The sequence below is a fragment of the Promicromonospora thailandica genome, assembly GCF_024171955.1.
Lineage (GTDB): Bacteria > Actinomycetota > Actinomycetes > Actinomycetales > Cellulomonadaceae > Promicromonospora > Promicromonospora thailandica.
On sequence record NZ_JAMTCS010000003.1, the window covers coordinates 79,866 to 105,838 of the forward strand.

A 25,973-nucleotide genomic window follows, 5' to 3' on the forward strand; every position below is an offset into this window, starting at 1 on the left:
CTACAGTGCCGCCATGAGCGACAGCACCCCGCAGACCGCGCCCGAGACCGCACCCCGGACCACGCCGCCCCGCCGCGCCCTGGTGACCGGGGCGTCGTCGGGCATCGGGGCCGCGACCGTGCGCCGGCTGCGTGCCGACGGCTGGGACGTCGTCGCCGCGGCCCGCCGCGCCGAGCGCCTGGAGGCGCTCGCGGCCGAGACCGGCTGCGCGCCCTACGCCCTCGACGTGACCGACGACGGCGCCGTGGCCGCCCTCGCCGAGCACCTCGCCGCCACGGGCGGGCTCGACGCCCTGGTCAACAACGCCGGCGGCGCGCTCGGCCTGGACCGCGTGGAGGACGCCGACGTCGACGGCTGGCGGCAGATGTACGAGACCAACGTGCTCGGCACCCTGCGCGTCACCAAGGCCCTGCTGCCGCTGCTGCGCGCCGCCGGAACCGCCACGGGCGTGGCGGACGTCGTCACCGTGACCTCCACCGCGGCCCAGGGCGCCTACGAGGGCGGCGCCGGCTACACGGGCGCCAAGCACGCCGAGCACATGCTGTCCCAGACGCTGCGCTGGGAGATCGCGGGCGAGCCTGTGCGCGTCATCGAGGTCGCCCCCGGCGCCGTCGCCACCGAGGAGTTCTCCCTCGTCCGGTTCGGCGGCGACGCCCGGAAGTCCGCCGCCGTCTACGAGGGCTACACGCCCCTGGCGGCCGAGGACATCGCCGACACCATCGCCTGGACCCTGTCCCGCCCCGACCACGTCAACATCGACCTGGTCACCGTCCGCCCCCGCGCCCAGGCCCACAACTCCAAGATCGTGCGCGGCACGGGCATCTGAGCACCGGTCACCCACGCGTCGCTCCGGTCCCTCGCCCTGAGATCGGTCGTCCGATCGACCGATCTCAGGGCAAGGGACCGATCCAGGGGAGCGGGCCGGTCCTTACAGGGTCGTGACAGCGTGGGGGCGGGACCCCGTACCCGGACGCCCGCGTGCCAGGCTGGGGACATGACCCAGGCACCCGAGAGGTCCGCGAGCCCGCGGACCGACCGCATCCCGCACGACGCCCGGTGGGCCGCCCTCGCCGGAGTCGTCGCCGGCGCGGCGGGACTCGCCGTCGCGGAGCTCGTCGCCGCGCTCGTCGCCCCGGGGTCCAGCACCCTGTTCGCGGGCGGCGCCGCCGTCGTCGACGCGGTACCCGGCTGGCTCAAGGACTTCGCCGTCCAGTGGTTCGGCACCGCCGACAAGGCCGTGCTGCTCGGCACCATGGGCGTCGTGCTGGCCGTCGGGGCGGCGCTCGCGGGCTGGGCCGAGCTGCGCCGTCCGCCGCTGGGGTCCCAGCTCATCGGCGCGGTGGGCGTGATCGGGGCCGTCGTCGCGGTGCTGCGGCCCGAGGCGACACCGCTGTGGGCGCTGCCCAGCCTCGTCGGCATCGGCGGGGCCGTGATCGCGCTCCGCGCCGCCGCGGCACGGCTCCGGCCGGAGCCGGACCTGCGGCGCACGCCGGACCGCGATGCGGCTGCCGGCATGGACCGCCGCGGCTTCCTGGCGGCCACCGGCATCGCCGCGGGCGTCGCCGTCCTCGCCCTGGCCGGGTCCCGCCTCGTGTCGGCGGGGTCGGCCGCGGTGAACGCCGTCCGCGACACGCTCCGGCTGCCCGCCGCGCGCCGCGCCGCGGCTCCCGTGCCCGCGGGCGCCGACCTGGAGATCCCGGACCTCACCCCCTACGTCACGCCCAACCGGGACTTCTACCGCATCGACACGGCGCTGCGGGTGCCGCAGCTCGACCCGGCCGACTGGTCGCTCGAGGTGCGCGGGCTCGTGGACGAGCCGTTCACGATCACGTGGGACGAGCTGCTCGCGCTGCCGCTGGAGGAGCACCACGCGACCCTCGCCTGCGTCAGCAACACCGTGGGCGGCGACCTCATCGGCAACGCGCTGTGGCTCGGCTACCCGATCCGCGCCCTCCTGGAACGCGCCAGACCGCAGGCGGGTGCCGACATGGTGCTCTCGCGCAGCGACGACGGATTCACCGCGGGCACGCCCCTGGAGGTGCTGCTCGACCCCGACCGGGACAGCCTGCTCGCGGTCGGCATGAACGGCGAGCCGCTGCCCGTGGAGCACGGCTTCCCCGCGCGGCTCGTGGTGCCGGGCCTGTACGGGTACGTGTCGGCCACCAAGTGGGTGACGTCGCTGGAGGTCACCACGTTCGACGCCGACCAGGGCTACTGGACGCCGCGCGGCTGGTCCGCGCTCGGGCCGGTCAAGGTGCAGTCCCGCATCGACGTGCCGCGCGGCTCGGCGCAGGCCGGCGCGGTGACCGTGGCGGGTGTCGCCTGGGCGCAGCACACGGGCATCGGCGCGGTGGAGGTCCGGGCCGACGACGGCGACTGGGTACCCGCCGAGCTCGCCGAGACCGTGGGGCCCGACACGTGGCGCCAGTGGCACGTCTCGCTCGACCTCGCCGCGGGCGACCACACGCTGACGGTGCGGGCCACGGACGCCGACGGGCTCACCCAGACGGAGGCGGAGGCGCCGCCCGCACCGGACGGCGCCACGGGCTGGCACACCGTGCAGGTGTCGGTGGGCTGACGCTCAGCAGAACGGGGCCGACGCCGAGCCCGTCGCGGCCAGGAGGAGCTCGTGCAGCTGCTCCCGCTGCGCGGGGTCGAGGCCGGCGAACACCTCGTCCTCGACCGCGGCGAGCGCCGTCTCCGCGCGGCAGAGCAGGGTCGTGCCGTCGTCGGTCAGGGTCACGACGTGCCGCCGCCGGTCCTCGGCCGACCGGCGGCGCTCGACCAGGCCGCGGGTCTCCAGCTCGTTGAGCAGGCCCACGACGTTGGTGCTGTCGAGCACGAGCACGGTGGCCAGGTCGCGCTGAGTGATCTCGGTGCGCTCGCGGAGCACGGTGAGGGCCACGAGGTGCCGGGTGCGCAGGCCCAGCGGGGCGAGCGCCGACTCGGAGCGACGCCGCAGGTGGCGCGCCAGGTAGTCGACCAGTGCGCCGGACCGCCGGGTGGGCCGCTCCACGACCTGTTGCTCGTCCACGGCCATCTCCCTCGTCGTCGCGCCCCCGCGGCACCACTCTACGGGTGCGCGGGGGCGTGACGTGGGCTTTTACGCGGTAGGCGTGCGGGGTTCACCCGCCCGCGTAGGCGGGGGCCCACAGGTCGTCGATCTCCGCCTCGGCCTGCCGGCGGCTCTCCTCGGCCAGGGGCACCAGCCCCGACATCGCCGGGGTCGAGGAGGCGAGCGTGAGCTCCGTGGTGATGAAACGGGGCTCGATGCCGACCAGCGACAGGCCGTGCGGGAGCCACGCCGACGCGTGGTCCCAGCCGTGCCGCGGCGTGCCCTCCGCGTAGCCACCGCCGCGCGACACCAGGACGACGAAGTCGCAGGTCCCGAGCAACCCGTCCCGCGTGTCGGGGTCGAAGCCGAGGCCCGGCGCGATGAGGTGGTCCAGCCAGGCCTTGACCGTGCTCGGCGCGCCGAAGTTGTAGATCGGCAGGCCGAGCACCACGGTGTCCGCGGCGGCGACCTCGGCCGTGAGCTGCTCCATGCGGGCCCAGGACCGGGCCTGCTCCGGGGTGTGCTCGTCCAGCGGCACGCCCCGGCTGAGGTTGGCCGCGGTGTCGAAGTGCGGCACCGGGTCGGCGGCCAGGTCGCGGTAGGTGACCGACCCGTCCGGGTGGGCGGCGCGCCAGGCGGCGGCGGCACGGGCCGTCAGCTGCCTGCTGACCGAGCTGTCGCCCTGGATGCTCGCGTCGATGTGCAGCAGTGTTGCCATGGTGAGGGTCCTCCTGGAGTCAAATGCGGACCCCACCGTCAATCATTGATCCACTACAAACCATTCCCGGTGCACATGTGACCTGACTCACTGCTGCCGGCGCGGGTCGGGCGCCGGCAGCAGACCCACGGTCGTGGAACGGGCTCAGTCCAGGCTCAGCGTGCCGACGAAGGCGTCGACCAGCTCCGAGTCCTCGCCGGACTCGCCGACCGGCAGCGTCATGGTGATCACGTACCGGACGTCGCTGTCGGCAGGGTGGACGAGGATCCGGACCGGCGTGACCTGCGGGTCGCCCTCGGTGGAGAGGCCCATCGCCGCGCGCAGGTCCGGCGTCCCGCGCTCGACGGTCGCCGTGCTCGAACCCGGCAGGTCGAAGCCCTCGGCGCCCTCGCCCGGCACGGACGTCAGGCCGCTCGCGGTCGTGTCGTAGTACTCGTACTCCGGGGTCAGCCGGGCGACCCGGATGTAGGGCGGCACGTCCTCGCCGTCGTGGTGCCACATCTGCGACGTCTCGCCCGGCTCGTCCTTCGTCGGGCCGCTGGACACGACGTCCGGCGGCAGCGCGTACGACAGGTCGTCCAGGTCGTGGGCGTGCCAGCCCTCCGGGACGACCCCCGGGTCCGCCGCGCCGCCGCCGGCGACGTCCGCCGGGGCCGAGACCGCGGCCGGAGAACCGCCCGGCAGCAGCGTGCCCCCCGTCGCCGACGTGCTCAGCGCGAACGCGGTCACGGCGACCGCCGCCACCGCCGTCAGGCCGCCGCCCGTGGCGAACGCGGCACGTCGCGCGCGCGTGCGGCGGACGGCGACGCGCGACATGTCGTGCGGGTCCGCCGGTGTGGGCGGCGTGACGCCCGCCGTGACGTCGCGCAGGTGGGCGAGCCAGCGCTCGTCGACGGGCTCGTCGAGGGCCGCGGGAGGTGTGTTCCTGGTCATGCGTCCTGTCCTTCCGAGAGCAGCGTGCGCAGGCGGGCGAGGCCCCGTGCGCCCTGGGACTTCACGGTGCCGATGCTGGTGCCCAGCTCGGCGGCGACCTCGGCCTCCGAGCGGTCGAGCAGATGGCGCAGCACGACCACCCGCCGCTGGCCCGGCCCGAGCCGGCGCAGCGCCCGTACGAGGCGTTCGCGCTCGACCACCTGGGCGGTGCCGTCCGTGGCGGGGGAGCGGAACGCCTCCTGCACGACGGCGACGTCCTCCGGCGAGCGCAGCACCTCGCGGCGGGTGCGCCGCCAGCCGTCGATCCGGGCCGTGGCCAGCACCCGCCGCGCGTAGGCGAAGGGGTTGCCGTCCTTGACCCGGGACCAGCGGCGGTAGGTCTTCTCCAGCGCGATCTGGGTGAGGTCGTGGGCCCGGTGGTCGTCGCCGCACAGCAGGTAGGCGATGCGGTGCAGGGCCGCGGTGCTCTCGACGGCGAACTGCCGGAACTGCTCCTCGGCCGTCACGCCGGTGCGGACCACCGAGAACGCCACGGGCTGGTCGGGATGATCGGTCACCGGTGGACCGGTCGCTTCGCTGAGTGCGCTCATGCCCCTTGGACGCACCCCGGCCGCCGGAAGGTTGCACGCGTGACGTCTCCGGTTGCCGGCGCCCGGTACGATTGCTCCACAGGCATCGACCCGGCCATCACCGGTGAGCCTCCGGAAGAACAGGTCGCCACGTCGCCGTCGGGCAGCGGGACGGCCCCAGTAGAACCGGACGGGTAGGCCCGTCACAGCCGTCAACGAGCGGGCGCCCGCCACAGGCGGGCGTCAAGCGGGGTGGTACCGCGGCGCACCCAGGTGCGGCGTCCTCGCAGCAGAGCACGACCGCACTTCCCTGCTGCCGAACCGCTGAACCCGCCAGGAGCCACCGTCATGGCCTATCCGCTGCACCGTCCCGCCGACGCCGAGGGCGCCGTCCCCGCGTCCCCCAGCCTGCCCGACGTCGAGCGCGACATCCTCGCCTACTGGGAGAAGGACGACACCTTCCGTGCGTCCGTCGAGGCCCGCCCGGCCGGGGAGAACGGCGGCAACGAGTTCGTCTTCTACGACGGCCCGCCGTTCGCCAACGGCCTGCCGCACTACGGCCACCTGCTGACCGGGTACGCCAAGGACGTGGTGCCGCGCTACCGCACCATGAAGGGGCAGCGCGTCGAGCGTCGCTTCGGCTGGGACACGCACGGCCTGCCCGCGGAGCTGGAGGCGATGAGCCAGCTCGGCATCAAGACCAAGGACGAGATCGTCGAGCTCGGCATCGACCGGTTCAACGAGGCCTGCCGGTCGAGCGTGCTCAAGTACACCGACGAGTGGCGCACGTACGTGACGCGGCAGGCGCGCTGGGTCGACTTCGACAACGACTACAAGACGCTCAACCCGACGTTCATGGAGAGCGTCATGTGGGCCTTCAAGTCGCTGTTCGACAAGGGCCTCGTCTACGAGGGCTTCCGCGTGCTGCCCTACTGCTGGAACGACCAGACGCCGCTGAGCAACCATGAGCTGCGCATGGACGACGACGTGTACCAGCAGCGCCAGGACCCGGCCGTGACGGTCGGCTTCCCGGTGACCCGGGTGCCGGACGGCGCGGACGTGCTGCAGTCGGGCGACCACCTGCTCATCTGGACGACGACGCCGTGGACGCTGCCCTCGAACCTGCTGGTCATGGTCGGGCCGGACGTCGACTACGTCGTCGTCGAGTCCTCGTACACGGGCACGCCCCAGCGGTACGTGCTGGCCGAGGCCCGCCTGGACGCCTACGCGCGCGAGCTCACCGACGAGGGCGCCGAGGCGCCGAACGTCGTCGGCCGGCTGACCGGCAGCGACCTCGTGGGCGCCGCGTACGCGCCGCCGTTCGCCTACTACGCGGGCCACGAGGGTGCGCACCGGGTGGTCGAGGCCGACTTCGTCACGACCACGGACGGCACCGGCCTGGTGCACAACGCCGGCGCGTTCGGCGAGGAGGACAAGCAGGTCAGCGACCGCGAGGGCGTGGCGCCCGTCATCCCCGTGGGCGCCGACGGCCGGTTCGTCTTCCCCGTCGAGGAGTACGCGGGGCTGCAGGTCTTCGACGCGAACGCGCCGATCATCGACCACCTCAAGGCCCGCACGCGCGGCACCGCGGACGACGAGGCCGGGCGGACGACGCCGGGCACCGTGCTGCTGCGCCGCGAGCAGTACGCCCACTCCTACCCGCACTGCTGGCGCTGCCGCAACCCGCTGATCTACATGGGTGTGTCCTCGTGGTTCGTCGAGGTGACGAAGTTCAAGGACCGCATGGTCGAGCTCAACGAGCAGATCACCTGGGTGCCCGACCACATCAAGCAGGGCCAGTTCGGCAAGTGGCTGGAGAACGCGCGCGACTGGTCGATCACGCGCAACCGGTTCTGGGGCTCGCCCGTGCCGGTGTGGAAGAGCGACGACCCGGCCCACCCGCGCATCGACGTGTACGGGTCGTTCGAGGAGCTGGAGCGCGACTTCGGCCGGCTGCCGCGCGACAAGGACGGCAACCCCGACCTGCACCGGCCGTTCGTCGACGAGCTGACCCGGCCCAACCCGGACGACCCCACCGGGCGGTCGACGATGCGCCGCGTCGAGGACGTGCTGGACGTCTGGTTCGACTCGGGCTCGATGCCGTACGCGCAGGTGCACTACCCGTTCGAGAACGCGGACTGGTTCGAGCACCACTACCCGGGCGACTTCATCGTCGAGTACATCGGGCAGACGCGCGGCTGGTTCTACACGCTGCACGTGCTGGCCACGGCTCTCCTGGACCGTCCGGCGTTCCGGACGGCGCTGTCGCACGGCATCGTGCTGGGCTCCGACGGCCGCAAGATGTCCAAGTCGCTCAAGAACTACCCGGACGTCAACGAGGTCTTCGACCGCGACGGCTCCGACGCGATGCGCTGGTTCCTCATGGCGTCGCCGATCCTGCGCGGCGGCAACCTGGTCGTCACGGAGGAGGGCATCCGCGACGCCGTCCGGCAGGTGCTGCTGCCGCTGTGGAGCACGTACTACTTCTTCACCCTGTACGCGAACGCCGGGAACGGCGGCGCCGGCTACGCGGCCCAGCCGCTGACGCCGGAGCGCGTGGCCGGGCTGCCCGTCATGGACCGCTACCTGCTGGCCCGCACCCGCGGCCTGGTCACGGACGTGACGGCGCAGCTCGACGGGTACGACATCGCGGGCGCCTGCGAGTCGGTGCGGCAGTACCTGGACGCGCTGACCAACTGGTACGTGCGCACGCAGCGGGACCGCTTCTGGGCCGAGGACGCCGACGCGTTCGACACGCTGCACACCGCGCTCGAGACGCTCACCCGGGTGATGGCGCCGCTCGCGCCGCTGCTCACGGAGGAGGTCTGGCGCGGCCTGACCGGTGGGCGCTCCGTGCACCTGACGGACTGGCCCACGCCGGACGGCTCGGCCCTCGTGGCCGACGACGACCTCGTGGCCGCCGTCGAGTCCGCACGGGCCGTGGTGTCGCAGACGCTGGCGCTGCGCAAGGCGAACAAGCTGCGCGTGCGGCAGCCGCTGCGCTCCCTCGTCGTGGCCGTGTCGGACCCGGAGGGCGTCGCGCCGTTCACGGGGCTGCTCGAGTCGGAGCTGAACGTCAAGGAGGTGCGCCTGGTCGAGTTCTCGCCGGAGGTGGCGGCGTCCTACGGCGTGACCGAGCGGCTCGCCGTGAACGCCCGGGCCGCCGGCCCGCGCCTGGGCCGCGGCGTGCAGGCCGTGATCAAGGCGGCCAAGGCGGGCGACTGGTCGGTGTCCGGCGCGGGCGCGGTGGTCGTCGCGACAGCGGACGGCGACGTCGAGCTGCAGGACAGCGAGTACGAGCTGACGACCGTGGTCGGTGGCTCGGCCGCCGACGCGGGCGAGGTCGCGGCGGCCGTGCTGTCCGGCGGCGGCTTCGTGGTGCTCGACCTGGCGCTGGACGACGCGCTGCGAGCCGAGGGCTACGCCCGCGACGTGATCCGCGACGTGCAGGACGCGCGCAAGGCCGCGGGCCTCCAGGTGGCCGACCGCATCACGCTGGACCTCACGGTCCCGGCCGAATGGGTCGCGGCCGTCGAGGAGCACCGCGAGCTGGTGTCGCGCGAGACCCTCGCGACGTCGCTGACGGTGGCGGAGGGTGCCGCCCGGACGGTGGCGGTGGCCAAGGCCTGACGGCGCTGCCCGCCACCCACCTTCGAGACCGAGGTTGCTTCGCTCTGAGGCCTCTCAAAGCGAAGCAACCTCGGTCTCGAAGGTGAGCGGGGACCGGCCCGCTCGTCAGGTGTCGATGCGGGCGCCCCAGTGCTCCAGGATGTCCACCATCGGGATGCCGTACACGTACGTGAAGCACTGGGTCGGCAGGGACGTGCGGCCGCAGGAGCGTCGGTTGGAGCCGCCGTCGATCATGCCGCGCGCGTACGCCTCACCGCCGATGACGATGTACATCGGGCCACCGCTGTCACCTCCGCCGACCACGACGCCGCCGTCGTCCCGGCTCGCGCGGAACCCGTGGCACGTCGTGGAGCCGCACGTCCATGCGATGTCGGTGGCGCGGATCGTCGCGCAGTGCTCGCCCGTCACGGCGCCCGAGCTGCAGATGTTCTGCCCGACGGCGGGGCGCTGCACCGTGGTGACCGGGAACGTGTGGCCGCCGGGCCTCGCGTCCCAGGGCCCGCCGAACACCGACGCCGCCGTCTCGGGGTCGCCGACCGGGTCGATGAGCTGCGCGTCGAGACCCAGCGCCCGGTGGGTGACCGTGCCGAGCCGGTGACCCATCCCGTCGCGCACCACGTCACCCACGCGGTCGTTGCAGTGCGCCGCGCTGACGATGCGGTGGTGCCCCTCGCCGGTGACCACCGAGAAACCCGTCGTGCAGTAGTCGGTCCCGTCCGCCGTGGCGATCGCGCCGCCCGCGTGCCAGGGTGCGTGGTCGTCGCGGCGGCTCCCGGCGGTGGACTCCACGCCGTCGGCGATCAGGGTGGTCCGCACCGGCACGCCGGCCGCGCGCCCCAGGTGCTCCGCCAGGTCGGACCGCCGCGCGACGGCGGAGTCCTGCCTGATCTCGGCGACGAGCCCCGTGAAGTCGGGCGCGGGGAACGCGGCCAGGACGGCGTCCGGCCCGTGCTCGGCACGCTGGCTGTCCAGCAGGCGGGTGCTCGCCGCGCGCAGCTCCGCCTCGCTGAGCGCCGCCCGCCGGACGTCCACCCGCACGCCGTCGGGCGCCTGCCGCCGCAGCCCGACCACCGGGGGCGGGACCGCGCCCTTCCAGGACACGGTCACGGTCGCGGTCTCGTAGTCGACGGCGACGCCCGCGTACCCGGGCAGCCCGGCGAGCGCCGTGGCACCCGCGGCGGTCCGGTCGACGGCGGACCGGACGGTGTCCGCGGCCGTGCCTTCCGCCGTGCCTTCTGCCGTGTCCTGCTCGACCCCCGGCTGTGCCGCCACGCGGACCACGGCTGCCGCGGTGCCCCCGCTCACCACCACAGGCCCGCCGCCCCCGACGCCGGCAGCCGCCGGCACCGCGAGCACCGCGGTCATCGCCATCGCGCCGACGACGACCCCGCGCCGGACCGTGCTGACTCGCCTCATGCTGTCGTCCCCCCGAGCGACACCGCAGCGCCGACCGGCGTTGCGGTGTCATCGTTGAGCACCGGGTGAAAAGCCGCAACACAGGCTGTGATGCGTCTCACCGGATCTGTGGGCTATGAGCGAGGCCGGTCGACCGCACCTGCGGGGGTCAGGTCGGGTCAGGCGCGTACGCCGTGTCAGTCTCCACCTCGAGGACGTCGAGCGCGATGCCGACGAAGGACTGCGTACCGATCGCGAGGAAGCCGCCCGCTGCGGCCCGGGCGACGTCATGGCCGAGCGCCATGGCGGCCCGGGCGTCCAGGACTCGGCCGTGCAAGGACTCGGCCGTGGCGAACGACAGGTACGCGTCGGCCCGGGCCGGGATCACGGTCTCGACGCCGTGGAGCGCGGCAAAGCAGCCCTCGACATCCTTCGTGTCCGGAAAGCTGGCCACCACCGTGGTGAGGGGGCCCAGACGGCGGCGGTACTCCGCCACCGCAGCGGCGACGCCCTCGGGTGAGATCGCGCCGTCGACCATCACCGGCACTCCGTCGCGGGTGTGCAGGCTCATGCGGCCGGGGACACGCACGCCGGCGAGAGCGCGTGTCGTCCGCCGGGCGTCCACCGTCCAGCCGAGCTCCGCGGCCATGGCCCGGCCCGCGGACTCGCCGAGCGAGGCGTTCAGCCGGGTGATCGGAGCCGGGCCCGCGGGTACCGAGGTCGGTGTACCCGGAGTCACGATGACGATGTTCGCACCGGCTCGGGCCGCTGTGTCCTCGATCACGGTTGCCACCGCGGGTACCTGCTCGACGGTCACGATCGTCCGGGTGGCCGGGCCCACGACGCCCAGCAGGTCGCGCGCCACGTCCTCGAGCGTGGGGCCGAGCAGGTCGCCGTGCTCGTAGAACACCGGTGTCACCGCGACCACGCGAGGATCGAACAGGCTGACCTCGTCGGAGCTCCCGCCGAGGCCTTCCTCGAGCACGAGCACGTCGACATCCTGGGCAGCGGTCCATGCGGCGCCCGCGATCGTGAACGCACCGGTCGGCGACAGGTACCCGTCGCTCGTCGCACGAACGTCGGCCCGGGCGCCGGCGAGCGCTTCCGCGAGGCGTTCGTACTCCTCCGGAGTGATCGCCGAACCATCGACGCGCATGCGTTCGCGGTTGGTCCGCAGACCCGGGGACGAGACCAGGCCGACGCGTGCAGCCCGCCTACCGACGACGTCGGCGCCGGACAGGGTCGCCGCCGCGTGGATCGCGGTCGTGCCCTTTCCCTTGGAACCCACCACGGTGAGGACAGGGGGCGTGCCGTCCCAGGCGCCGAGCACCTTCCCGATCGCGCGAGCGCGGTCGAGGGACCGGCGTGACCCGGGCCGCTTGTCACGCCACTCCGCGAAGAAGGCGTCGTCTCCCGGAAGATGCTGGGCCGTCACGGACCTACCTTCTCACCGGCGGAGCCCGGTTCCTGAAATCTCCTCCGGTCCTGCCAGCTCCCCGACCCAGCCGTTGTCCACCCTCGCCCCACGTCGCGGCCGAGGAATGCGCAGGCGAGCCAGTGCGAACACTGACATGAGGGCCGTTCCGAGGCCGAGCGTCGGCCAGTGCGGATCGGGCAGGGCCGCTCCCGCCAGCACGAGGCTCGCCAGAGGAACGACGAGCGAGTTCAGGTTGCGGACGAGGACGGGCCGGAGCCGCCGCCGCACCGTGACCACCGTGGCGACCGGAGCGCCCAGGTCTCCACGGAGCTGGGCCGACATGCGGACGACGACGTGCGGAGACATACCCTCAGGGAGGTGGGGCCACAGCCGGTTGACCCGCTGCACCCTCTTGATCGAGTCGGGTGGCGCGCCTGTCTCCGGAGGGTCGTGGTCGGCGACGGCGAGGGCCGCGACCTCCCGACCACCCCACCGCACCAGCACCTGCTGTCCGGGTTCGACACCGATCCTGTCGAACACCGCGGGGTGCAGGCTCACCACGGCCGCGCCGTCGTCGCCCGCGTGCGCCTGCATGATCCGGGCAGCGAACTCCGGCGCACGGAACAGGGCCCGCCACAGTCGTTCGGCCAGGGTGTCGGTAGCGCCACCGAGCCGTCTGAGCCAGCTGTCCCGGTGTTCGCGCCGGGTGACGGCGGGCGTGGCCGCGACCAGCGCGACCTGACCGTCGTCCGCCGTGCTGTCCGAGGCGATGAGGAGCCGTAGCTGGTAGCCGAGACGGATCTGTCCCGTCGGCACATGGGCTCGGGGTACGGCCCGTACCCATGCCGTCACACCGTCGTGCACCAGGAGGTAGATGCCCGCGACCAGGTCACCGGGGCTGACGTGCACCTCGTCGGCAGCAGGGAGGTCGCGGGCGAGTGCGGCCCGAGTGCGCAGCGGAACGATACGGGGAACCACCAGCGAGAGGACGGAGGCGTCGTCCAGCTTCTCCCGCAGGCGCCGACCGACACCGATCTGCCCTGGGGAGAGCCCTCGGGCCTCCTCGGGCACCCCTACGGCCGTCGCGCTCCACGCCCAGGCGACCACCGACCGGTCGTCTGCGGTGACCGTCACGGGGACGGGACCGCGCAGCCCGGCGAGCGCGTCCGGGTGGACGACTGCCAGCGGCAGTCCCGAGGCGATTGCGACGGGAACTGCCGTCAGGGCGGAGGACGGGTCCGGCGACGCAGTGCTCTCGATCGCGGTCACCAGCGCCGTCACCAGACGGCGGAGGTCGTCCGACGCGTCGGACGGGGGCCTGAGGTGGGCACCGACCTCCACCTGGACCGCAGGCACGCCGCGGGCCTGTGCGTAGGCGGTGACCGTGGTCGACCGCATGGCGCCGAAGACGGCGTTCGTCGTGACACGCAGGTCGCTCCGCCCGAGCGTATCGAGGAGGCCCGCAGGAACGTCGCCGCTGCCCGTCCCGAGGTCGACATCGGACTCAGACCGGCTGCGCATGCCGTGCAGGTCGATGACGACGGCTGGTCGGAGGCCGGCCAGGCGATCCTTGAGCGGGTGGGCGTCGTCGTAGTTCGCGTCGCCCGCCGTGCCCGCCGCGACGAGGGCGGTGCAGCCGGTGAGCTCGGCGAGCAGGATGGCGAGACCGCCCGTGCCGCGGTCGGCGAGCTTGAGCTCGCCGTCACGGACATGGTTCGCGGCGTGAGAAGCCGTCAGGACGACCTCAGGTCGTGACGATCCGCGCAGCTCCAGCAGGCCCGGTGTCGGCTCCGCCACACCTCGCGGCAGCCCCTGCGGCCAGGGTCGGGCTCCGCGCTCGTACCCGTTCTGACTGAACACCTGCTCGAAACCCTGCCAACGGGCCACGACGTCGCCGTACGGCGGGGACGTCCGCTGCTCGTCCGACACCAGCTGAGCCCCCACCCGCGATCGGCAACCTTGATGCCGGAACCCTATCCTCGTCCCGTGGACGCAGCCTTCGAAGCAGTGCGTCGCGAACTCGCGACTCGAGCCCCAGAAATCGACATCGACCCCACCATGACCCGCGTGCAGCGTGTCCTGGAACTTCTCGGTGACCCCCACCGCGCCTACCGCACCGTCCACGTGACCGGCACCAACGGCAAGTCCTCCACGGCCCGCATGGTCGAACGCCTCGTGCGGGAGCACGGACTGCGCACCGGGCTGTTCACCTCGCCGCACATGGTCAGCTACACCGAACGCATCGCCGTCGACGGCGAGCCGCTCAGCACCGAACGGTTCGTCGAGGTGTTCGAGGACGTCGCGCCGTACATCGGCGTCGCCGACCGCGAATCGCAGGAGGCGGGCGGCCCCCGGCTCAGCTTCTTCGAGGTGCTCACCGTCATGGCGTTCGCCGCGTTCGCGGACGCCCCGGTCGACGTCGCGGTCATCGAGGTCGGCATGGGCGGACGGTGGGACTCCACCAACGTCGTCGACGGAGAGGTCGCCGTCATCACGCCCGTCGCCCTCGACCACGAGCGCTGGCTCGGCTCCACCATCGCCGAGATCGCCACCGAGAAGGCGGGCATCATCAAGGACGGCGCGAACGCCGTGATCGCCGAGCAGCCCGACGCCGCGCTCGAGCCCATCCTGGCCCGCGCCGAGAAGGTCGGCGCCCACCTGATCCGCGAGGGCATCGACCTCGAGGTGGTCGACCGTCGGGTCGCCGTCGGCGGGCAGCTCGTCGACCTGCGCACCCCGGCCGGCGTCTACACCGAGATCTTCGTGCCCCTGCACGGCGCCCACCAGGCGCGCAACGCCCTCCTGGCGCTCGCGGCCACCGAGTCCCTGATCAGCGGCGGCCGGGCCCTGGGCGCCGAGATCGTCGAGGCGGGGTTCGCCGGCGTCGAGGTGCCCGGACGCCTGGAGCTGGTGCGGTCCAGCCCGACCGTGCTGGTCGACGTCGCGCACAACCCCGCGGGTGCCGAGGCGCTCGTGGACGCGCTGGAGGAGTCGTTCAACCTGCAGCACCTGGTGGCCGTGGTGGCCGTCATGGCGGACAAGGACGCGGAGGGGCTGCTGGCCGTGCTCGAGCCCACGGTCGCGGAGATCGTGGTCACGCGGAACTCGTCGGACCGGTCCGCGGACCCGGAGGACCTCGCCGAGGTGGCCCGCGAGGTCTTCGGGGACGACCGGGTGCACGTCGCCGACCGGCTCGACGAGGCCCTGCAGCTGGCCACGGACCTCGCGGAGGCGGGCGACCGGCACGGCAGCGGCGTCGGTACAGGCGTGCTCGTGACGGGCTCCGTGGTGACGGTCGCGGACACGCGCATCCTGGTGGGACGCGCCTGACGGCCGACCTGTACGCCCGGCACGTCCGTGGTGTTACATGAACCCATGGGACGCGTCCCCCGGTCCGGCGCCGTCGCCGGGTCGCGCAGCCCACGAGGAGGTCGCCGTGAAGAAGCTGCTGAACGATCCCGCTGACGCGGTCGCCGACTCGCTGGCCGGCTTCGCGCTCGCCCACGCCGACCTGGTGCAGGTGAGCTCGTCGCCGGTCTACGCGAGCCGTGCCGGGGGCGCGGTGACGGGCAAGGTCGGCCTGGTCAGCGGTGGCGGCTCGGGGCACGAGCCGCTGCACGCGGGCTTCGTGGGCGCGGGCATGCTCGACGCCGCCGTCCCGGGCGCCGTGTTCACCTCGCCCACCCCGGACCAGATCCTCCCGGCGATCCAGGCCGCGGACGGCGGGGCCGGCGTGCTGACGATCGTCAAGAACTACACGGGCGACGTGCTCAACTTCGAGACGGCCGTCGAGCTCGCCGAGGCGGAGGACATCGAGGTGGCCTCGGTGCTGGTCAACGACGACGTCGCGGTCGAGGACTCGCTCTACACCGCGGGCCGCCGTGGCGTGGCCGGCACGCTCGCCGTCGAGAAGATCGCGGGCGCCGCGGCCGACCGGGGGGCCGACCTGGCCACGGTGACCGCCGTCGCCGAGCGGGTCGTGGCCAACGTCCGCTCCATGGGCGTGGCCCTGGCCGCCCCGGTGGTGCCCCACGTGGGCCGGCCGAGCTTCGACCTGGGCGACGACGAGATCGAGGTCGGCATCGGCATCCACGGGGAGCCGGGCCGGCGCCGGGTGCCGGCGGCGAGCGCCGACGAGGTCACCGAGATGCTGCTGGTGCCCGTGGCCGACGACCTCGCCCTGAACGGCGGTGACCGAGTGTTGCTGTTCGTCAACGGTATGGGCGGCACCCCGCTGTCGGAGCTCTACGTGGTCTATGGTCGAGCGCGGCGCCTTCTCGAGGAGCGCGGTGTGACGGTCGCCCGTTCACTGGTGGGCAACTACGTGACGTCCCTCGAGATGCAGGGGGCCTCGGTCACGGTGCTCCGGCTGGACGACGAGCTGGAGGCGCTCTGGGACGCGCCGGTGAACACTGCAGCACTCCGGTGGTGAGACAGGAAAGGGTTCCGGACATGGCGTTGGACGCGGGCTGGGCGGAGCGATGGGTCCGCCGCACGGCGGATGCCGTGGCGGACGCGAAGGACGAGCTCACCGAGCTCGACCGGCAGATCGGCGACGGCGACCACGGCGAGAACCTGCACCGCGGCTTCCAGGCCGTGGTGGCGCGGCTCGACGACGCCGCGGCGGAACGCGGCGGTGACGAGGCCGACGACGAGCGGACGGTCGGCGACGTGCTGAAGCTCGTCGCGACCACGCTGATGTCCACCGTGGGTGGCGCGTCGGGGCCGCTGTACGGCACGGCGTACCTGCGGGCCTCGAAGGTCTCCGGGCGCGCGCAGATCGATCCGCCCGCCGTGGTGGCGGTGCTGGAGGCGGCGCTCGAGGGCGTGTCCTCGCGGGGCAAGGCGACGGTGGGGGAGAAGACGATGGTGGACGCGTGGCAGGCGGCCGTCGACGCGGCGGAGGCCGCCGCGGGTGACGGCGGTTCCGAGGTGGACGTGCTGCGGGCGGCGGCCGAGGCGGCCGACACGGCGGCGACGGGCACGATCCCGCTGGTCGCGACCAAGGGCCGGGCCTCGTACCTGGGTGAGCGCAGCGCGGGGCACGAGGACCCCGGCGCACGGTCCACGGCCCTGGTGCTGGGCGCCGCGATGGCGGCGGCCCTGTCAGGTCCGACGTCAGGTCCGACGTCAGGTCCGACGTCCGGCCCCGCCGACCCCCGCAGCGCCGCATGACGGCGCGCGTGGCCCTCCTGCTCGTCTCCCACTCCGCCGACCTGGCCCGCGGGGCCGCGGAGCTCGCGGGTCAGATGGCGCCCGACGTGCTGGTCCGTGGTGTCGGCGGCGGTCCGGACGGCGGCCTGGGCACCTCGCTCGACGCGGTGCAGAAGGAGCTGGGGGAGATCCTGGCCACCCTGGCCGAGGGGCCGGTGGCGGCGGGGGAGGCGGACGGCGGCGTCGTCGTCCTCGGTGATCTCGGGTCGTCGGTGCTGACGGTCGAGGCGGCCCTGGAGCTGGACGACGAGCTGGCCGAGCACGTGGTGCTGGCACGTGCGCCGTTCGTCGAGGGCGCGGTCGCGGCGGCGGTCACGGCGCACGGCGGTGCGGACCTGACCGCGGTGCTCGCCTCGGCGAACGCATCGGCGGCGATGTACCAGGAGCCGGACGAGCAGGGCGCGGCGCCGTCGGACGCCGCGGCCCCGGGTGATGAGAGCGCGACGTCGCGGACGGTGACGGTGCGCAACCCGCTCGGGCTGCACGCTCGGCCCGCGGCGCTGGTGTCGCGCAAGGTCGCCGAGCTCGGTGCGGCCGTGACGATCGACGGCGTGGACGCCTCCAGCGTGCTGCAGCTCATGGCGCTCGGCGCGACGCAGGGCCGGGAGCTGCGCGTGGAGGCGACGGGGGAGCGCGCGGCCGAGGCCGTGACGACCGTGGTGGAGATGATCGACGGCGGCTTCGGCGAGGTGTGACCGCCCTCTCGTAAAATTGCAGTTGATGAATTTTTGCGCGGGGTGCAAGAATTGACGCATGGTCCCCACCTCCTCGCGCGAGACGGCCGCGCCCGCCGCGGCGGACGGCCTCGGCCTGCGTGAGCTCGCCGACGCCCTCGACGGCACGCCCGCGGAGCGCGGGCTGCGCGAGCGCAAGAAGCGGGCCCGGCGCCTGGCCCTGATCGACGCCGCGCAGCACCTCGTCACCGAGCACGGCCTCGACGCCGTGACGGTCGAGATGATCAGCGCCCGGGCCGGCGTCTCGCCCCGCACCTTCTTCAACTACTTCGAGTCCAAGGACGACGCCGTGCTCGGCGCCGACGACGGCGGGCTGCCGGAGGACGTCGTCGGCACGTTCGTCGACGGCGGTCCCACGGGCCGGCTGCTCTCCGACGTGCAGTCCCTGGTCGCCGCCCTGCTGGCCACGGCGGACGAGGGGCACGACCGGGTCAAGAAGGCCATGGACCTCGTGCAGCAGGAGCCGCGTCTCCTGCACCGGCACCTGGCCTGGCTGGAGCGGCACCAGAAGCAGATCGGCGAGATCTTCGAGGCCCGCCGTGCCCTGCACCCGTTCGACACCGACACCGAGCTGCTGACGATGCTCGTCCTGCTGCTCCTGCGCACCTCGCTCGCCGCCTGGGAGCGCGCCGGCTACGCCGGCCGCGCGGCCGACCACCTGCCGTCGGCCGTCGCCCAGATCCTCGACCTCGCCGCCGGCGACGTCGCCCCCTGAGCCCGCCCACCCCTTCCCCGGAAAGGCACCCCACACCCATGAGTCACGCCGTCACCGCGGCGCCGGACAAGCCGCTGGTCGTCCTCAACCAGCGCACGATCTGGCTGATCTTCGGGGCCCTGATGGCCTCGATGTTCCTGTCCTCCCTGGACCAGACCATCGTGGGCACCGCCATGCCCACCATCGTCGGCGAGCTGAACGGCGTCGAGCACCAGGGTTGGGTCATCACCGCCTACATCCTGGCGATCGCGATCGCCATGCCGCTGTACGGCAAGTTCGGCGACCTCTACGGCCGGCGCTGGCCGTTCCTCGTGGCCGTCGGCCTGTTCGTCGTCGCCTCGCTCGGCGGCGGCATGGCGCAGTCGTTCGAGGCTCTCGTGGCCTGGCGCGCCGTCCAGGGTCTGGGCGGTGGCGGTCTGATGATCCTGTCGCAGGCGATCATCGCCGACATCATCCCGGCGTCCGACCGCGGCAAGTACATGGGCCCGATGGGCGCCCTGTTCGGCATCTCCGCCGTGGCCGGGCCGCTGCTCGGCGGCTGGCTCACCGACGGCCCCGGCTGGCGCTGGACGTTCTGGATCAACGTGCCCATCGGCATCGCGGCCTGGGCCATCGCCTACGTCGCGCTCAAGCTCCCCTCGCACCGGTCGAACCGGCCCACCGACTGGGGCGGCATCCTCACCATGGCGCTCGGCACCACGGGCATCGTGCTGCTGACGAGCTGGGAGTCGCTCGGCAACGACGGCTACGACTGGTCCGACCCGACGCTGCTCGGCCTGCTGGTCGGCACCGCCGTCGTCGTCGGGCTGTTCGTGCTCATCGAGAACCGGGTGTCCGAGCCGCTCATCCCGCTGCGGCTGTTCAAGAACCGGACGTTCACGATCACCACCCTCATCGGCCTGGTGCTCGGCATGGGCATGTTCTCCGCCATGTCGATGCTGCCCACGTTCCTGCAGATGTCGGCCGGCGCCGGCGTCACGGAGTCCGGGCTGCTCATGCTCCCGATGATGGCCGGCGTCATGCTGACCTCGATCGTCTCCGGCTTCGCGATCGCGAAGACCGGCCGCTACAAGATGTACCCGGTGGTGGGCCTGGCGGTCACGATCCTCGGCATGATCTGGCTGACCCGCCTCGAGGGCGGCATGTCGCTGTGGCTGTTCGGCGCCATGATCTTCGTGCTCGGTGCCGGCATGGGTCTGATCATGCAGACCATCGTGCTCGCCGTGCAGAACTCGGTGGACCCGCACGAGCTGGGCACCGCGACGTCGTCGAACAACTTCTTCCGGGAGATCGGCGCCGCCGTGGGTACCGCGGCCTTCACCACGGTGTTCACGTCGCGCCTCGGCGACAACCTGGCCGACGTCTTCTCGGGCCTGCCGGCGGGCTCGGTGCCCGCGGGCGGGGGTTCCGGCCTGACGCCGCAGATCGTCGAGCAGCTTCCCGAGCCGCTGCGCAGCGGCGTCGTCGACGCGTTCGCCGACTCGCTCGCCCCGGCGTTCTGGTACCTGGTGCCGCTGGTCGTCGTCGGCCTGGTGCTGGCGCTGTTCCTCAAGGAGGTCACGCTGTCGAACGAGGCCGGCATGGTGGCGCGCGGCGAGGCCGTCGTGGAGGGCTCCGGCGCCCCCGAGGGCGACGCCGAGGTGGTCGTGACCGCCGACGCGGCGGCGGGGAGCGACGGCCCCGACGACCGCGACCGGACGGATATCCTGGACAGGTGAGCAAGGACCGACCCGCCCCCGGCGACCGCATCAGGCCCAAGAAGTCCGCGCTGGTGCAGTTCACCTCCACCACGCTGCTGCTCGAGGTGTTCCTCGTGCTCTTCGCGACGCTGGTGGTGTGGTCCCTGCGCGACTCGGAGTTCGGGCGCGGGCCGCTGCGCATCGAGTCCGCTCCCGTGATCTGGGTGCTGGGCGGCGTGCTGGTCCTGGTGCTCCTGGTGCTGTCGCGGGCCCAGGGCTCGCCGGCGGGCCGGGCGGCGGGGACCGTCGCCCAGCTCCCGGTGCTCGCCATGGGCCTCCTCGTCCCGATGATGTTCCTGGTCGGCGGCATCTTCGTGGTGCTGTGGGTCTACGCGCTGCGCCTCGGCGCCCGCGTGGACCGCGAGCGGGCGGAGTACGACGCCGCCCACCCGGAGACGGCCCCCAACACCCCGTGACACCCCCGTGTGAGACGCTCGGGTCACCCCGGTGACCTGAGCGTCTGACACGTTCGGGGTGGGGGCGCGGCCCCGATAAGGTGGGGTCATGACCGACGTCGCAGAGAAGACCCTGCCCGCGGAGGCCTCGGCCCAGCCCGTGGCCGAGCGCACCCTCGTCCTCGTCAAGCCGGACGGCGTGCGCCGCGGCCTGTCCGGAGAGGTGCTGCGCCGCATCGAGACCAAGGGCTACACGCTGCGCGCCGTGGAGCTGAAGAACGCCACCGCCGAGCTGCTCGCCGCGCACTACGCGGAGCACCAGGGCAAGCCGTTCTACGGCCCCCTGGTCGAGTTCATGATGTCGGGCCCGGTGCTGGCCGTCGTGGCCGAGGGCGAGGGTGTCATCCCCGGCTTCCGCTCCCTGGCGGGCGCGACCAACCCCACCGACGCCGCCCCGGGCACCATCCGTGGTGACCTGGGCCGCGACTGGGGCACGAAGGTGCAGCAGAACCTCGTGCACGGCTCGGACTCCCCGGAGTCGGCCGCCCGCGAGATCGCCCTCTGGTTCCCGGAGCTGGTCTGACCTCGCCGCCCCGCCGAACCCCCGAAGTAGAACCAGGGCGAGATAGAACCGTGGCGAGATAGAACCGTGGCGAGATAGAACGCCGGCAGTGCCGGAGTTCTATCTCGCTGCGGTTCTACTTCGCCAGAGTTCTATTTCGCCACGGTTCTACTTCGGCAGATCGGGATGTACGTCCGACGCTTCGACCGACCTCACCGTTAGGCTCAACCCCGTGCACCTGAAGACGCTCACGCTCCGGGGATTCAAGTCCTTCGCGTCGGCGACCACCCTCGAGCTCGAACCGGGCATCACCTGCGTGGTGGGGCCCAACGGCTCCGGGAAGTCGAACGTGGTCGACGCCCTGGCCTGGGTCATGGGCGAGCAGGGCGCCAAGTCGCTGCGCGGCGGCAAGATGGACGACGTCATCTTCGCGGGCACGTCCGGCCGCGCGCCCCTCGGGCGCGCCGAGGTCTCCCTCACCATCGACAACACCGACGGCGCACTGCCGATCGACTACACCGAGGTCACGATCTCCCGCACGCTGTTCCGCAGCGGCGGCTCCGAGTACGCGATCAACGGCAACAGCTGCCGCCTGCTGGACATCCAGGAGCTGCTGAGCGACTCCGGCATCGGCCGGGAGATGCACGTCGTGGTGGGCCAGGGCCAGCTCGACGCCGTGCTGCGCGCCACCCCCGAGGAGCGGCGCGGCTTCATCGAGGAGGCCGCGGGCGTCCTCAAGCACCGCAAGCGCAAGGAGAAGGCCCTGCGCAAGCTCGACGCCATGCAGGGCAACCTCGCGCGCCTGGGCGACCTCACCGCGGAGCTGCGCCGCCAGCTCGGGCCCCTCGGGCGGCAGGCGGAGGCCGCCCGCAAGGCGCAGACCGTCCAGCGCGACCTGCGGGACGCGCGGTCCCGCCTCCTGGCGGACGACCTCGCGCAGCTCACCGCCCAGCTCGAGCAGGAGCGGGCCGACGAGCGCTCGCTCAAGCAGCGCCAGGCCGAGACGGAGGAGGCGCTCGCCGAGGCCCGCGGCACGCTGGCCCGGCTGGAGGCCGCGATGTCGGCCGAGTCGCAGCAGGTCAGCCAGGCCGGCGACACCGTGTTCGCCCTCTCCCAGACCCGCGAGCGGCTGCGCAGCCTCCAGTCGCTGGCCGGCGAGCGTGCCCGCCTGCTGGGCACCGCGGAGCCCGCACACCAGGGCCAGGACCCCGACGACCTCGAGGCGCAGGCTGCCCGCGCCCGGGCCAGCGAGGAGGAGCTGGTCACCGAGGTCGAGATGGCCCGCGAGGTCGTGGAGACCGCGGTCGACGCGCGTGCCGACGCCGAGGCCGCCGCACAGGCCGCGGAGCGCGCCCACGCCGCGGTGCTCCGCGCCGCCGCCGACCGCCGCGAGGGCCTCGCCCGCCTGGCCGGCCAGGTCGCCGCGCGGCGCAGCCGCGTCGAGGCCGCGGAGTCCGAGCTGGACCGGTTGCGCGAGGCGCTGCTGGAGGCCGAGCAGCGGGTCGAGGAGACCTCGCGCGAGCTCGGCGCGCTGGAGACCGAGATCGGGGGCGGTGGCGAGGACGGCGTCGAGGGGCTCGACGTCGCCCACGAGGCGGCGTCCGAGGTGCTGGAGCTGGCCAAGGCCGAGGTGCGGCACCTCCAGGAGCAGGTGACGACGGCCCAGCGCGACCGCACCGCCGCCGAGGCCAAGGTCGAGGCGCTCGAGCTCAGCCTGGACCGCAAGGACGGGGCGGGCACGCTCCTCGCCGCCGACCACGCGGGGGTGCTCGGCTCCGTCGCGGCGCTGCTGGGCATCGAGGCGGGCTTCGAGGACGCGGTGGCCGCCGCGCTCGGCCCGGTGGCGGACGCCGTGGCCGTGGCCGGCGTCGACGAGGCGGTGGACGCCCTGCGCCTGCTGCGCGACCAGGACGCCGGCCGCGCCAGCCTGGTCGTCGGTGCCGACGGCCCCGTCCCCGCGCCGGGCCGCCCGGCGGTCGACCTGCCGGCCGGAGCCCGCTGGGCAACCGACGTGGTGCAGGTCGCGGGCCCGGCGTCGGCGGCGCTGCTGACGATCCTGCGCGACGTCGTGGTCGTGGACGATCTCGCCCGCGCCCGTGTGCTCGTGCGCGACCAACCGGTGGTCGCGGTGACCCGGGCCGGCGACCTGCTGGGCGCCACGCGCGCCTGGGGTGGTTCGGCCGCCGCGCCGAGCGTGCTGCACCTGCAGTCCGCGCTCGACGAGGCCAAGGCCGCCCGGGACGAGGCGGCCGCGCGGGAGACCGACGGCTCCGCCCACCTGGAGCGGGCCCGCGCCGAGCGCGCCGCGGCCCAGGAGCGGTACGACGAGACCTTGGCCCGGCTCGGCGAGGCGGACGCCGCACGCGCCGCCGCCGCCGAGCAACTCGGCTCGCTGGGCGCGGCCGCGCGGGCGGCCCGGGCCGAGGCCGACCGGCACCGCGCCGCGCTGGAGCAGGCGCAGACCCGGCGTGCGGAGGACGAGCTCGAGCTCGAGGCGCTCGTCGAGCGCATGACGATCGCGGAGGAGGAGCCCGACGACGGCGAGGGCTCCGCCGACGAGCTGCAGGCCCGGCGGGACGCCGCCGCGGAGGCCGCGACCGCCGCCCGCGCCCGCGAGACCGAGGCCCGGCTGGCGCTGCGTACCGCGGAGGAACGGGCCCGCGCGGTGTCGGGCCGGGCCCAGGCGCTGGCGGCCGCGGCCGAGCAGGAGCGTGCGGCGCGTGCCCGCGCGGCCGAGCGAGAGGAGGCCCGCCGCCTGGACGCCGCGCGCGCCCTGGAGGTCCAGCAGGGCGTCGCCGTGGCGCTCGAGGCGATCGCGCGGTCGGTCGACCGGGCGGTCGCGGAGAAGGCGGCCGCCGAGGAGGCCCGGGCGGCCGGCTCGGAGCAGCTCGTCGCCGTGCGCGGCACCGTCGAGTCCCTCACGGCCGAGCTGCGCGAGCTGACGGACGTCGCGCACCGCGACGAGGTGGCCCGGGCACAGCAGCTGCTGCGCCTGGAGCAGCTCCAGACGCGCGCCACCGAGGAGCTGGGCACCGACCCGGACGTGCTCGTGGAGGAGTTCGGCCCGCACCAGCTCGTCCCCGTGTACGAGGGCGAAGTCGCGGTGCGCGGACGCAGGCGGCGTGCCGTCGTCGAGCGTGACGAGGAGGGCAACCCCGTCCGGTACGCGGGCGACCCGCCCCTGCCCCGGGGCGCCGCCGCGCGGGAGGACGCGCTCATCGCACGGACGCGCGCCCTGCACGAGGCGGGCCTGCGGCCCGACGACCCGGCGGCGACCGCGGTGGTCGTCGCGGCGGCCGGTGCCGAGCCGGCCGAGGAGCCGGCGCCGGACGCCGAGACCGCGGCCGAGGACGCCGCCCCGGGCGAGCCGAAGCCGGACCGGATGATCCCCTACGTCCGCGAGGAGCAGGAGGCCCGGCTGGCCAAGGCCGAGAAGGCCCTGTCCCGCATCGGTGCCGTGAACCCGCTCGCGCTGGAGGAGTTCGCCGCCCTGGAGGAGCGCCACCAGTTCCTCACCGACCAGCTCGCGGACCTCAAGAAGTCCCGCGAGGACCTGCTGCAGATCGTCGACGACATCGACGAGCGCGTGCAGCAGGTGTTCGCCGAGGCGTTCCAGGACACGGCGGCCAAGTTCCTGGAGATCTTCCCGCGGCTGTTCCCGGGTGGCGAGGGCAGGCTCACGCTGACCGACCCGGAGAACCTGCTGACCACGGGTATCGAGGTCGAGGCGCGTCCGGCGGGCAAGAAGGTCAAGCGGCTGTCGCTGCTGTCCGGCGGCGAGCGGTCGCTCGCGGCCGTGGCGTTCCTCGTCTCGATCTTCAAGGCCCGGCCCAGCCCGTTCTACATCATGGACGAGGTGGAGGCGGCCCTCGACGACGTGAACCTCGGGCGCCTGATCGAGATCTTCAAGGAGCTGCAGAAGGACAGCCAGCTCATCGTGATCACGCACCAGAAGCGCACCATGGAGGTGGCCGACGCCCTGTACGGCGTCACCATGCGGGGCGACGGCGTCACGACGCTGATCAGCCAGCGCATGGGGGAGCGGGAAGCGGCCCCCGCCACCGCCTGAGTCGGCGAAGAGGTCGTGACGAGTGGGTGAATTTTCCGGGTCTGGGGCCGGGAACGTTCCGGTGTGAGCGAATTCTCCTGCGTCCGGCGCGCGTGTCGCCCGGCGTGTCGTGGCGGTCTGCGCGGCACGACCGGACAAGACACGACACAATGGGGCCATGTGGTGGTCGGTCATTCTGCTCGTGGTGTGCCTGGTCCTGGCGGTGGGCGTCTTCGTCGTGGCCAGTCAGATGGACGCGCCCTCGAACAAGGAGGAGTTCTCGGCCCTCCAGTGGTTCCGATCAGGCGTCGCGCACCTGCGCGGTGACGCCACCCGCCGCAAGGACGGTCGCCGTCACGGCGCCTCCGCCGTGGCGACCCACGCCGTGGGCGCGCCGTCCGTCTGGGTCGGCAAGCCGCCCGTGGTCCGGCCGGACACGTCGCCGGTGGACATGGGCATGTCCGAGTTCTTCGCCGCCACCATCGAGTCCAAGCCTGGCTACGTCGACGCCGAGGAGCTCACCGACGTGCTGAACCGCGCCCGTGACCAGGCGCAGAAGACGCTCCACGTCCCGCTGGGCACCGTGCCGCTCAAGCCCGCCAACCTCGTGCCCGGCCAGCTCCGTGCCGTGCGCCCCGTGCGCAGCGTCCAGAAGCTCGCGCAGGAGCCGCCCGCCGAGCAGCAGGGTCCGGCCCAGGCCGCCAGCTGACGCCGTCGGCCTCGCCTCGGCGACGACGTTCTTCGTCGAGCGGGTGCCGGGTATTCGTGATTCCGTTCACCTCAGCCATGACAGATCTCCGTGGGCCGAACAATTCGGATCACGGAGATCTGGCATGGCTGAGGTGAACG

The 25,973-nt window shown here is 73.5% G+C and carries 20 protein-coding genes; 13 read left to right on the forward strand and 7 right to left on the reverse strand.

The features are described from left to right. Nucleotides 1–13 precede the first annotated feature (13 nt). Together APR03_RS05700 and APR03_RS05705 are read left to right on the forward strand one after the other, a co-directional pair. The gene (locus tag APR03_RS05700) at nucleotides 14–826 is read left to right on the forward strand and encodes an SDR family oxidoreductase (protein ID WP_253833585.1); all 813 of its coding nucleotides are present in this window, start codon (nucleotides 14–16) and stop codon (nucleotides 824–826) included. 168 nt (nucleotides 827–994) lie between these two features. After that, nucleotides 995–2,578 (forward strand): molybdopterin-dependent oxidoreductase, encoded by a 1,584-nt coding sequence (locus APR03_RS05705; protein WP_253833587.1) that lies wholly within the window; start codon nucleotides 995–997, stop codon nucleotides 2,576–2,578. Nucleotides 2,579–2,581: 3 nt separating this feature from the next. Here APR03_RS05705 and APR03_RS05710 read toward each other — a convergent pair whose 3' ends face one another. The 4 genes from APR03_RS05710 to APR03_RS05725 all read right to left on the reverse strand — a co-directional run bounded on the left by APR03_RS05710 (nucleotide 2,582) and on the right by APR03_RS05725 (nucleotide 5,263). Beyond that, nucleotides 2,582–3,034, reverse strand: coding sequence for a MarR family winged helix-turn-helix transcriptional regulator (locus APR03_RS05710; protein ID WP_253833589.1), 453 nt, complete (start codon nucleotides 3,032–3,034; stop codon nucleotides 2,582–2,584). Between the two features lie 91 nt (nucleotides 3,035–3,125). Then, nucleotides 3,126–3,773 carry an FMN-dependent NADH-azoreductase gene (locus tag APR03_RS05715; RefSeq protein ID WP_253833592.1) on the reverse strand — a complete coding sequence of 216 codons (648 nt, stop codon included), beginning with the start codon at nucleotides 3,771–3,773 and terminating at the stop codon, nucleotides 3,126–3,128. Nucleotides 3,774–3,917: 144 nt separating this feature from the next. Continuing rightward, nucleotides 3,918–4,706, reverse strand: coding sequence for a hypothetical protein (locus APR03_RS05720; protein WP_253833594.1), 789 nt, complete (start codon nucleotides 4,704–4,706; stop codon nucleotides 3,918–3,920). Next, nucleotides 4,703–5,263, reverse strand: a complete 561-nt coding sequence (locus APR03_RS05725; protein ID WP_253833595.1) for a SigE family RNA polymerase sigma factor — start codon at nucleotides 5,261–5,263, stop codon at nucleotides 4,703–4,705. The genes APR03_RS05720 and APR03_RS05725 overlap by 4 nt, the downstream gene beginning before the upstream one ends. Nucleotides 5,264–5,623: 360 nt before the next feature. Between APR03_RS05725 and ileS the strand changes: the two genes are divergently transcribed. Then, the gene (gene ileS, locus APR03_RS05730; protein ID WP_253833596.1) at nucleotides 5,624–8,905 is read left to right on the forward strand and encodes an isoleucine--tRNA ligase; all 3,282 of its coding nucleotides are present in this window, start codon (nucleotides 5,624–5,626) and stop codon (nucleotides 8,903–8,905) included. Nucleotides 8,906–9,010: 105 nt separating this feature from the next. On the opposite strand, the gene APR03_RS05735 is transcribed toward ileS, so the two are convergent. From APR03_RS05735 to APR03_RS05745, 3 genes are all read right to left on the reverse strand, one after another. After that, nucleotides 9,011–10,321 carry a chymotrypsin family serine protease gene (locus APR03_RS05735; RefSeq protein WP_253833597.1) on the reverse strand — a complete coding sequence of 437 codons (1,311 nt, stop codon included), beginning with the start codon at nucleotides 10,319–10,321 and terminating at the stop codon, nucleotides 9,011–9,013. A gap of 148 nt (nucleotides 10,322–10,469) precedes the next feature. After that, complete coding sequence (locus APR03_RS05740; protein WP_253833598.1) at nucleotides 10,470–11,735, reverse strand: hypothetical protein; 1,266 nt, start codon at nucleotides 11,733–11,735, stop codon at nucleotides 10,470–10,472. 12 nt (nucleotides 11,736–11,747) lie between these two features. Continuing rightward, nucleotides 11,748–13,661: a hypothetical protein gene (locus APR03_RS05745; protein ID WP_253833599.1), complete on the reverse strand. Its 1,914-nt coding sequence runs from the start codon at nucleotides 13,659–13,661 to the stop codon at nucleotides 11,748–11,750. Between the two features lie 114 nt (nucleotides 13,662–13,775). On the opposite strand from APR03_RS05745, the gene APR03_RS05750 reads away from it, so the two are divergent. The 10 genes from APR03_RS05750 to APR03_RS05795 all read left to right on the forward strand — a co-directional run bounded on the left by APR03_RS05750 (nucleotide 13,776) and on the right by APR03_RS05795 (nucleotide 25,833). Beyond that, on the forward strand, nucleotides 13,776–15,047 hold the full coding sequence (locus tag APR03_RS05750; RefSeq protein ID WP_308216446.1) for a bifunctional folylpolyglutamate synthase/dihydrofolate synthase: 1,272 nt from the start codon (nucleotides 13,776–13,778) through the stop codon (nucleotides 15,045–15,047). Between the two features lie 106 nt (nucleotides 15,048–15,153). Further along, nucleotides 15,154–16,149, forward strand: coding sequence for a dihydroxyacetone kinase subunit DhaK (gene dhaK / locus APR03_RS05755; RefSeq protein ID WP_253833601.1), 996 nt, complete (start codon nucleotides 15,154–15,156; stop codon nucleotides 16,147–16,149). 20 nt (nucleotides 16,150–16,169) lie between these two features. Beyond that, on the forward strand, nucleotides 16,170–16,892 hold the full coding sequence (gene dhaL, locus APR03_RS05760; RefSeq protein WP_253833602.1) for a dihydroxyacetone kinase subunit DhaL: 723 nt from the start codon (nucleotides 16,170–16,172) through the stop codon (nucleotides 16,890–16,892). After that, entirely contained in the window at nucleotides 16,889–17,626 is a 738-nt protein-coding gene (locus APR03_RS05765) for an HPr family phosphocarrier protein (RefSeq protein ID WP_253833604.1), read from the forward strand. Before dhaL ends, APR03_RS05765 begins: the two co-directional genes overlap by 4 nt. Before the next feature lie 58 nt (nucleotides 17,627–17,684). Continuing rightward, complete coding sequence (locus APR03_RS05770) at nucleotides 17,685–18,380, forward strand: TetR/AcrR family transcriptional regulator (protein WP_253833606.1); 696 nt, start codon at nucleotides 17,685–17,687, stop codon at nucleotides 18,378–18,380. Nucleotides 18,381–18,418: 38 nt separating this feature from the next. Then, nucleotides 18,419–20,098 carry an MDR family MFS transporter gene (locus APR03_RS05775; RefSeq protein ID WP_253833608.1) on the forward strand — a complete coding sequence of 560 codons (1,680 nt, stop codon included), beginning with the start codon at nucleotides 18,419–18,421 and terminating at the stop codon, nucleotides 20,096–20,098. Continuing rightward, nucleotides 20,095–20,535 carry a DUF4233 domain-containing protein gene (locus APR03_RS05780; protein WP_253833610.1) on the forward strand — a complete coding sequence of 147 codons (441 nt, stop codon included), beginning with the start codon at nucleotides 20,095–20,097 and terminating at the stop codon, nucleotides 20,533–20,535. The genes APR03_RS05775 and APR03_RS05780 overlap by 4 nt, the downstream gene beginning before the upstream one ends. Before the next feature lie 88 nt (nucleotides 20,536–20,623). Further along, nucleotides 20,624–21,097, forward strand: a complete 474-nt coding sequence (gene ndk, locus APR03_RS05785) for a nucleoside-diphosphate kinase (protein ID WP_253833612.1) — start codon at nucleotides 20,624–20,626, stop codon at nucleotides 21,095–21,097. Between the two features lie 211 nt (nucleotides 21,098–21,308). Then, the gene (locus tag APR03_RS05790) at nucleotides 21,309–25,145 is read left to right on the forward strand and encodes a chromosome segregation SMC family protein (RefSeq protein WP_253833613.1); all 3,837 of its coding nucleotides are present in this window, start codon (nucleotides 21,309–21,311) and stop codon (nucleotides 25,143–25,145) included. A gap of 157 nt (nucleotides 25,146–25,302) precedes the next feature. Next, a complete protein-coding gene (locus tag APR03_RS05795) occupies nucleotides 25,303–25,833 on the forward strand; it encodes a hypothetical protein (RefSeq protein WP_253833614.1) in 531 nt (176 codons plus the stop codon). The last annotated feature ends 140 nt before the right edge of the window (nucleotides 25,834–25,973 follow it).

Coding starts and splice junctions, on each gene's coding strand:
- APR03_RS05700 (WP_253833585.1), top strand. CDS start 14: ATGAGCGACAGCACCCCGCAGACCGCGCCCGAGACCGCACCCCGGACC.
- APR03_RS05705 (WP_253833587.1), top strand. CDS start 995: ATGACCCAGGCACCCGAGAGGTCCGCGAGCCCGCGGACCGACCGCATC.
- APR03_RS05715 (WP_253833592.1), bottom strand. CDS start 3,773: ATGGCAACACTGCTGCACATCGACGCGAGCATCCAGGGCGACAGCTCG.
- APR03_RS05720 (WP_253833594.1), bottom strand. CDS start 4,706: ATGACCAGGAACACACCTCCCGCGGCCCTCGACGAGCCCGTCGACGAG.
- ileS (WP_253833596.1), top strand. CDS start 5,624: ATGGCCTATCCGCTGCACCGTCCCGCCGACGCCGAGGGCGCCGTCCCC.
- APR03_RS05735 (WP_253833597.1), bottom strand. CDS start 10,321: ATGAGGCGAGTCAGCACGGTCCGGCGCGGGGTCGTCGTCGGCGCGATG.
- APR03_RS05750 (WP_308216446.1), top strand. CDS start 13,776: ATGACCCGCGTGCAGCGTGTCCTGGAACTTCTCGGTGACCCCCACCGC.
- dhaL (WP_253833602.1), top strand. CDS start 16,170: ATGGCGTTGGACGCGGGCTGGGCGGAGCGATGGGTCCGCCGCACGGCG.
- APR03_RS05765 (WP_253833604.1), top strand. CDS start 16,889: ATGACGGCGCGCGTGGCCCTCCTGCTCGTCTCCCACTCCGCCGACCTG.
- APR03_RS05770 (WP_253833606.1), top strand. CDS start 17,685: ATGGTCCCCACCTCCTCGCGCGAGACGGCCGCGCCCGCCGCGGCGGAC.
- APR03_RS05775 (WP_253833608.1), top strand. CDS start 18,419: ATGAGTCACGCCGTCACCGCGGCGCCGGACAAGCCGCTGGTCGTCCTC.
- ndk (WP_253833612.1), top strand. CDS start 20,624: ATGACCGACGTCGCAGAGAAGACCCTGCCCGCGGAGGCCTCGGCCCAG.
- APR03_RS05795 (WP_253833614.1), top strand. CDS start 25,303: ATGTGGTGGTCGGTCATTCTGCTCGTGGTGTGCCTGGTCCTGGCGGTG.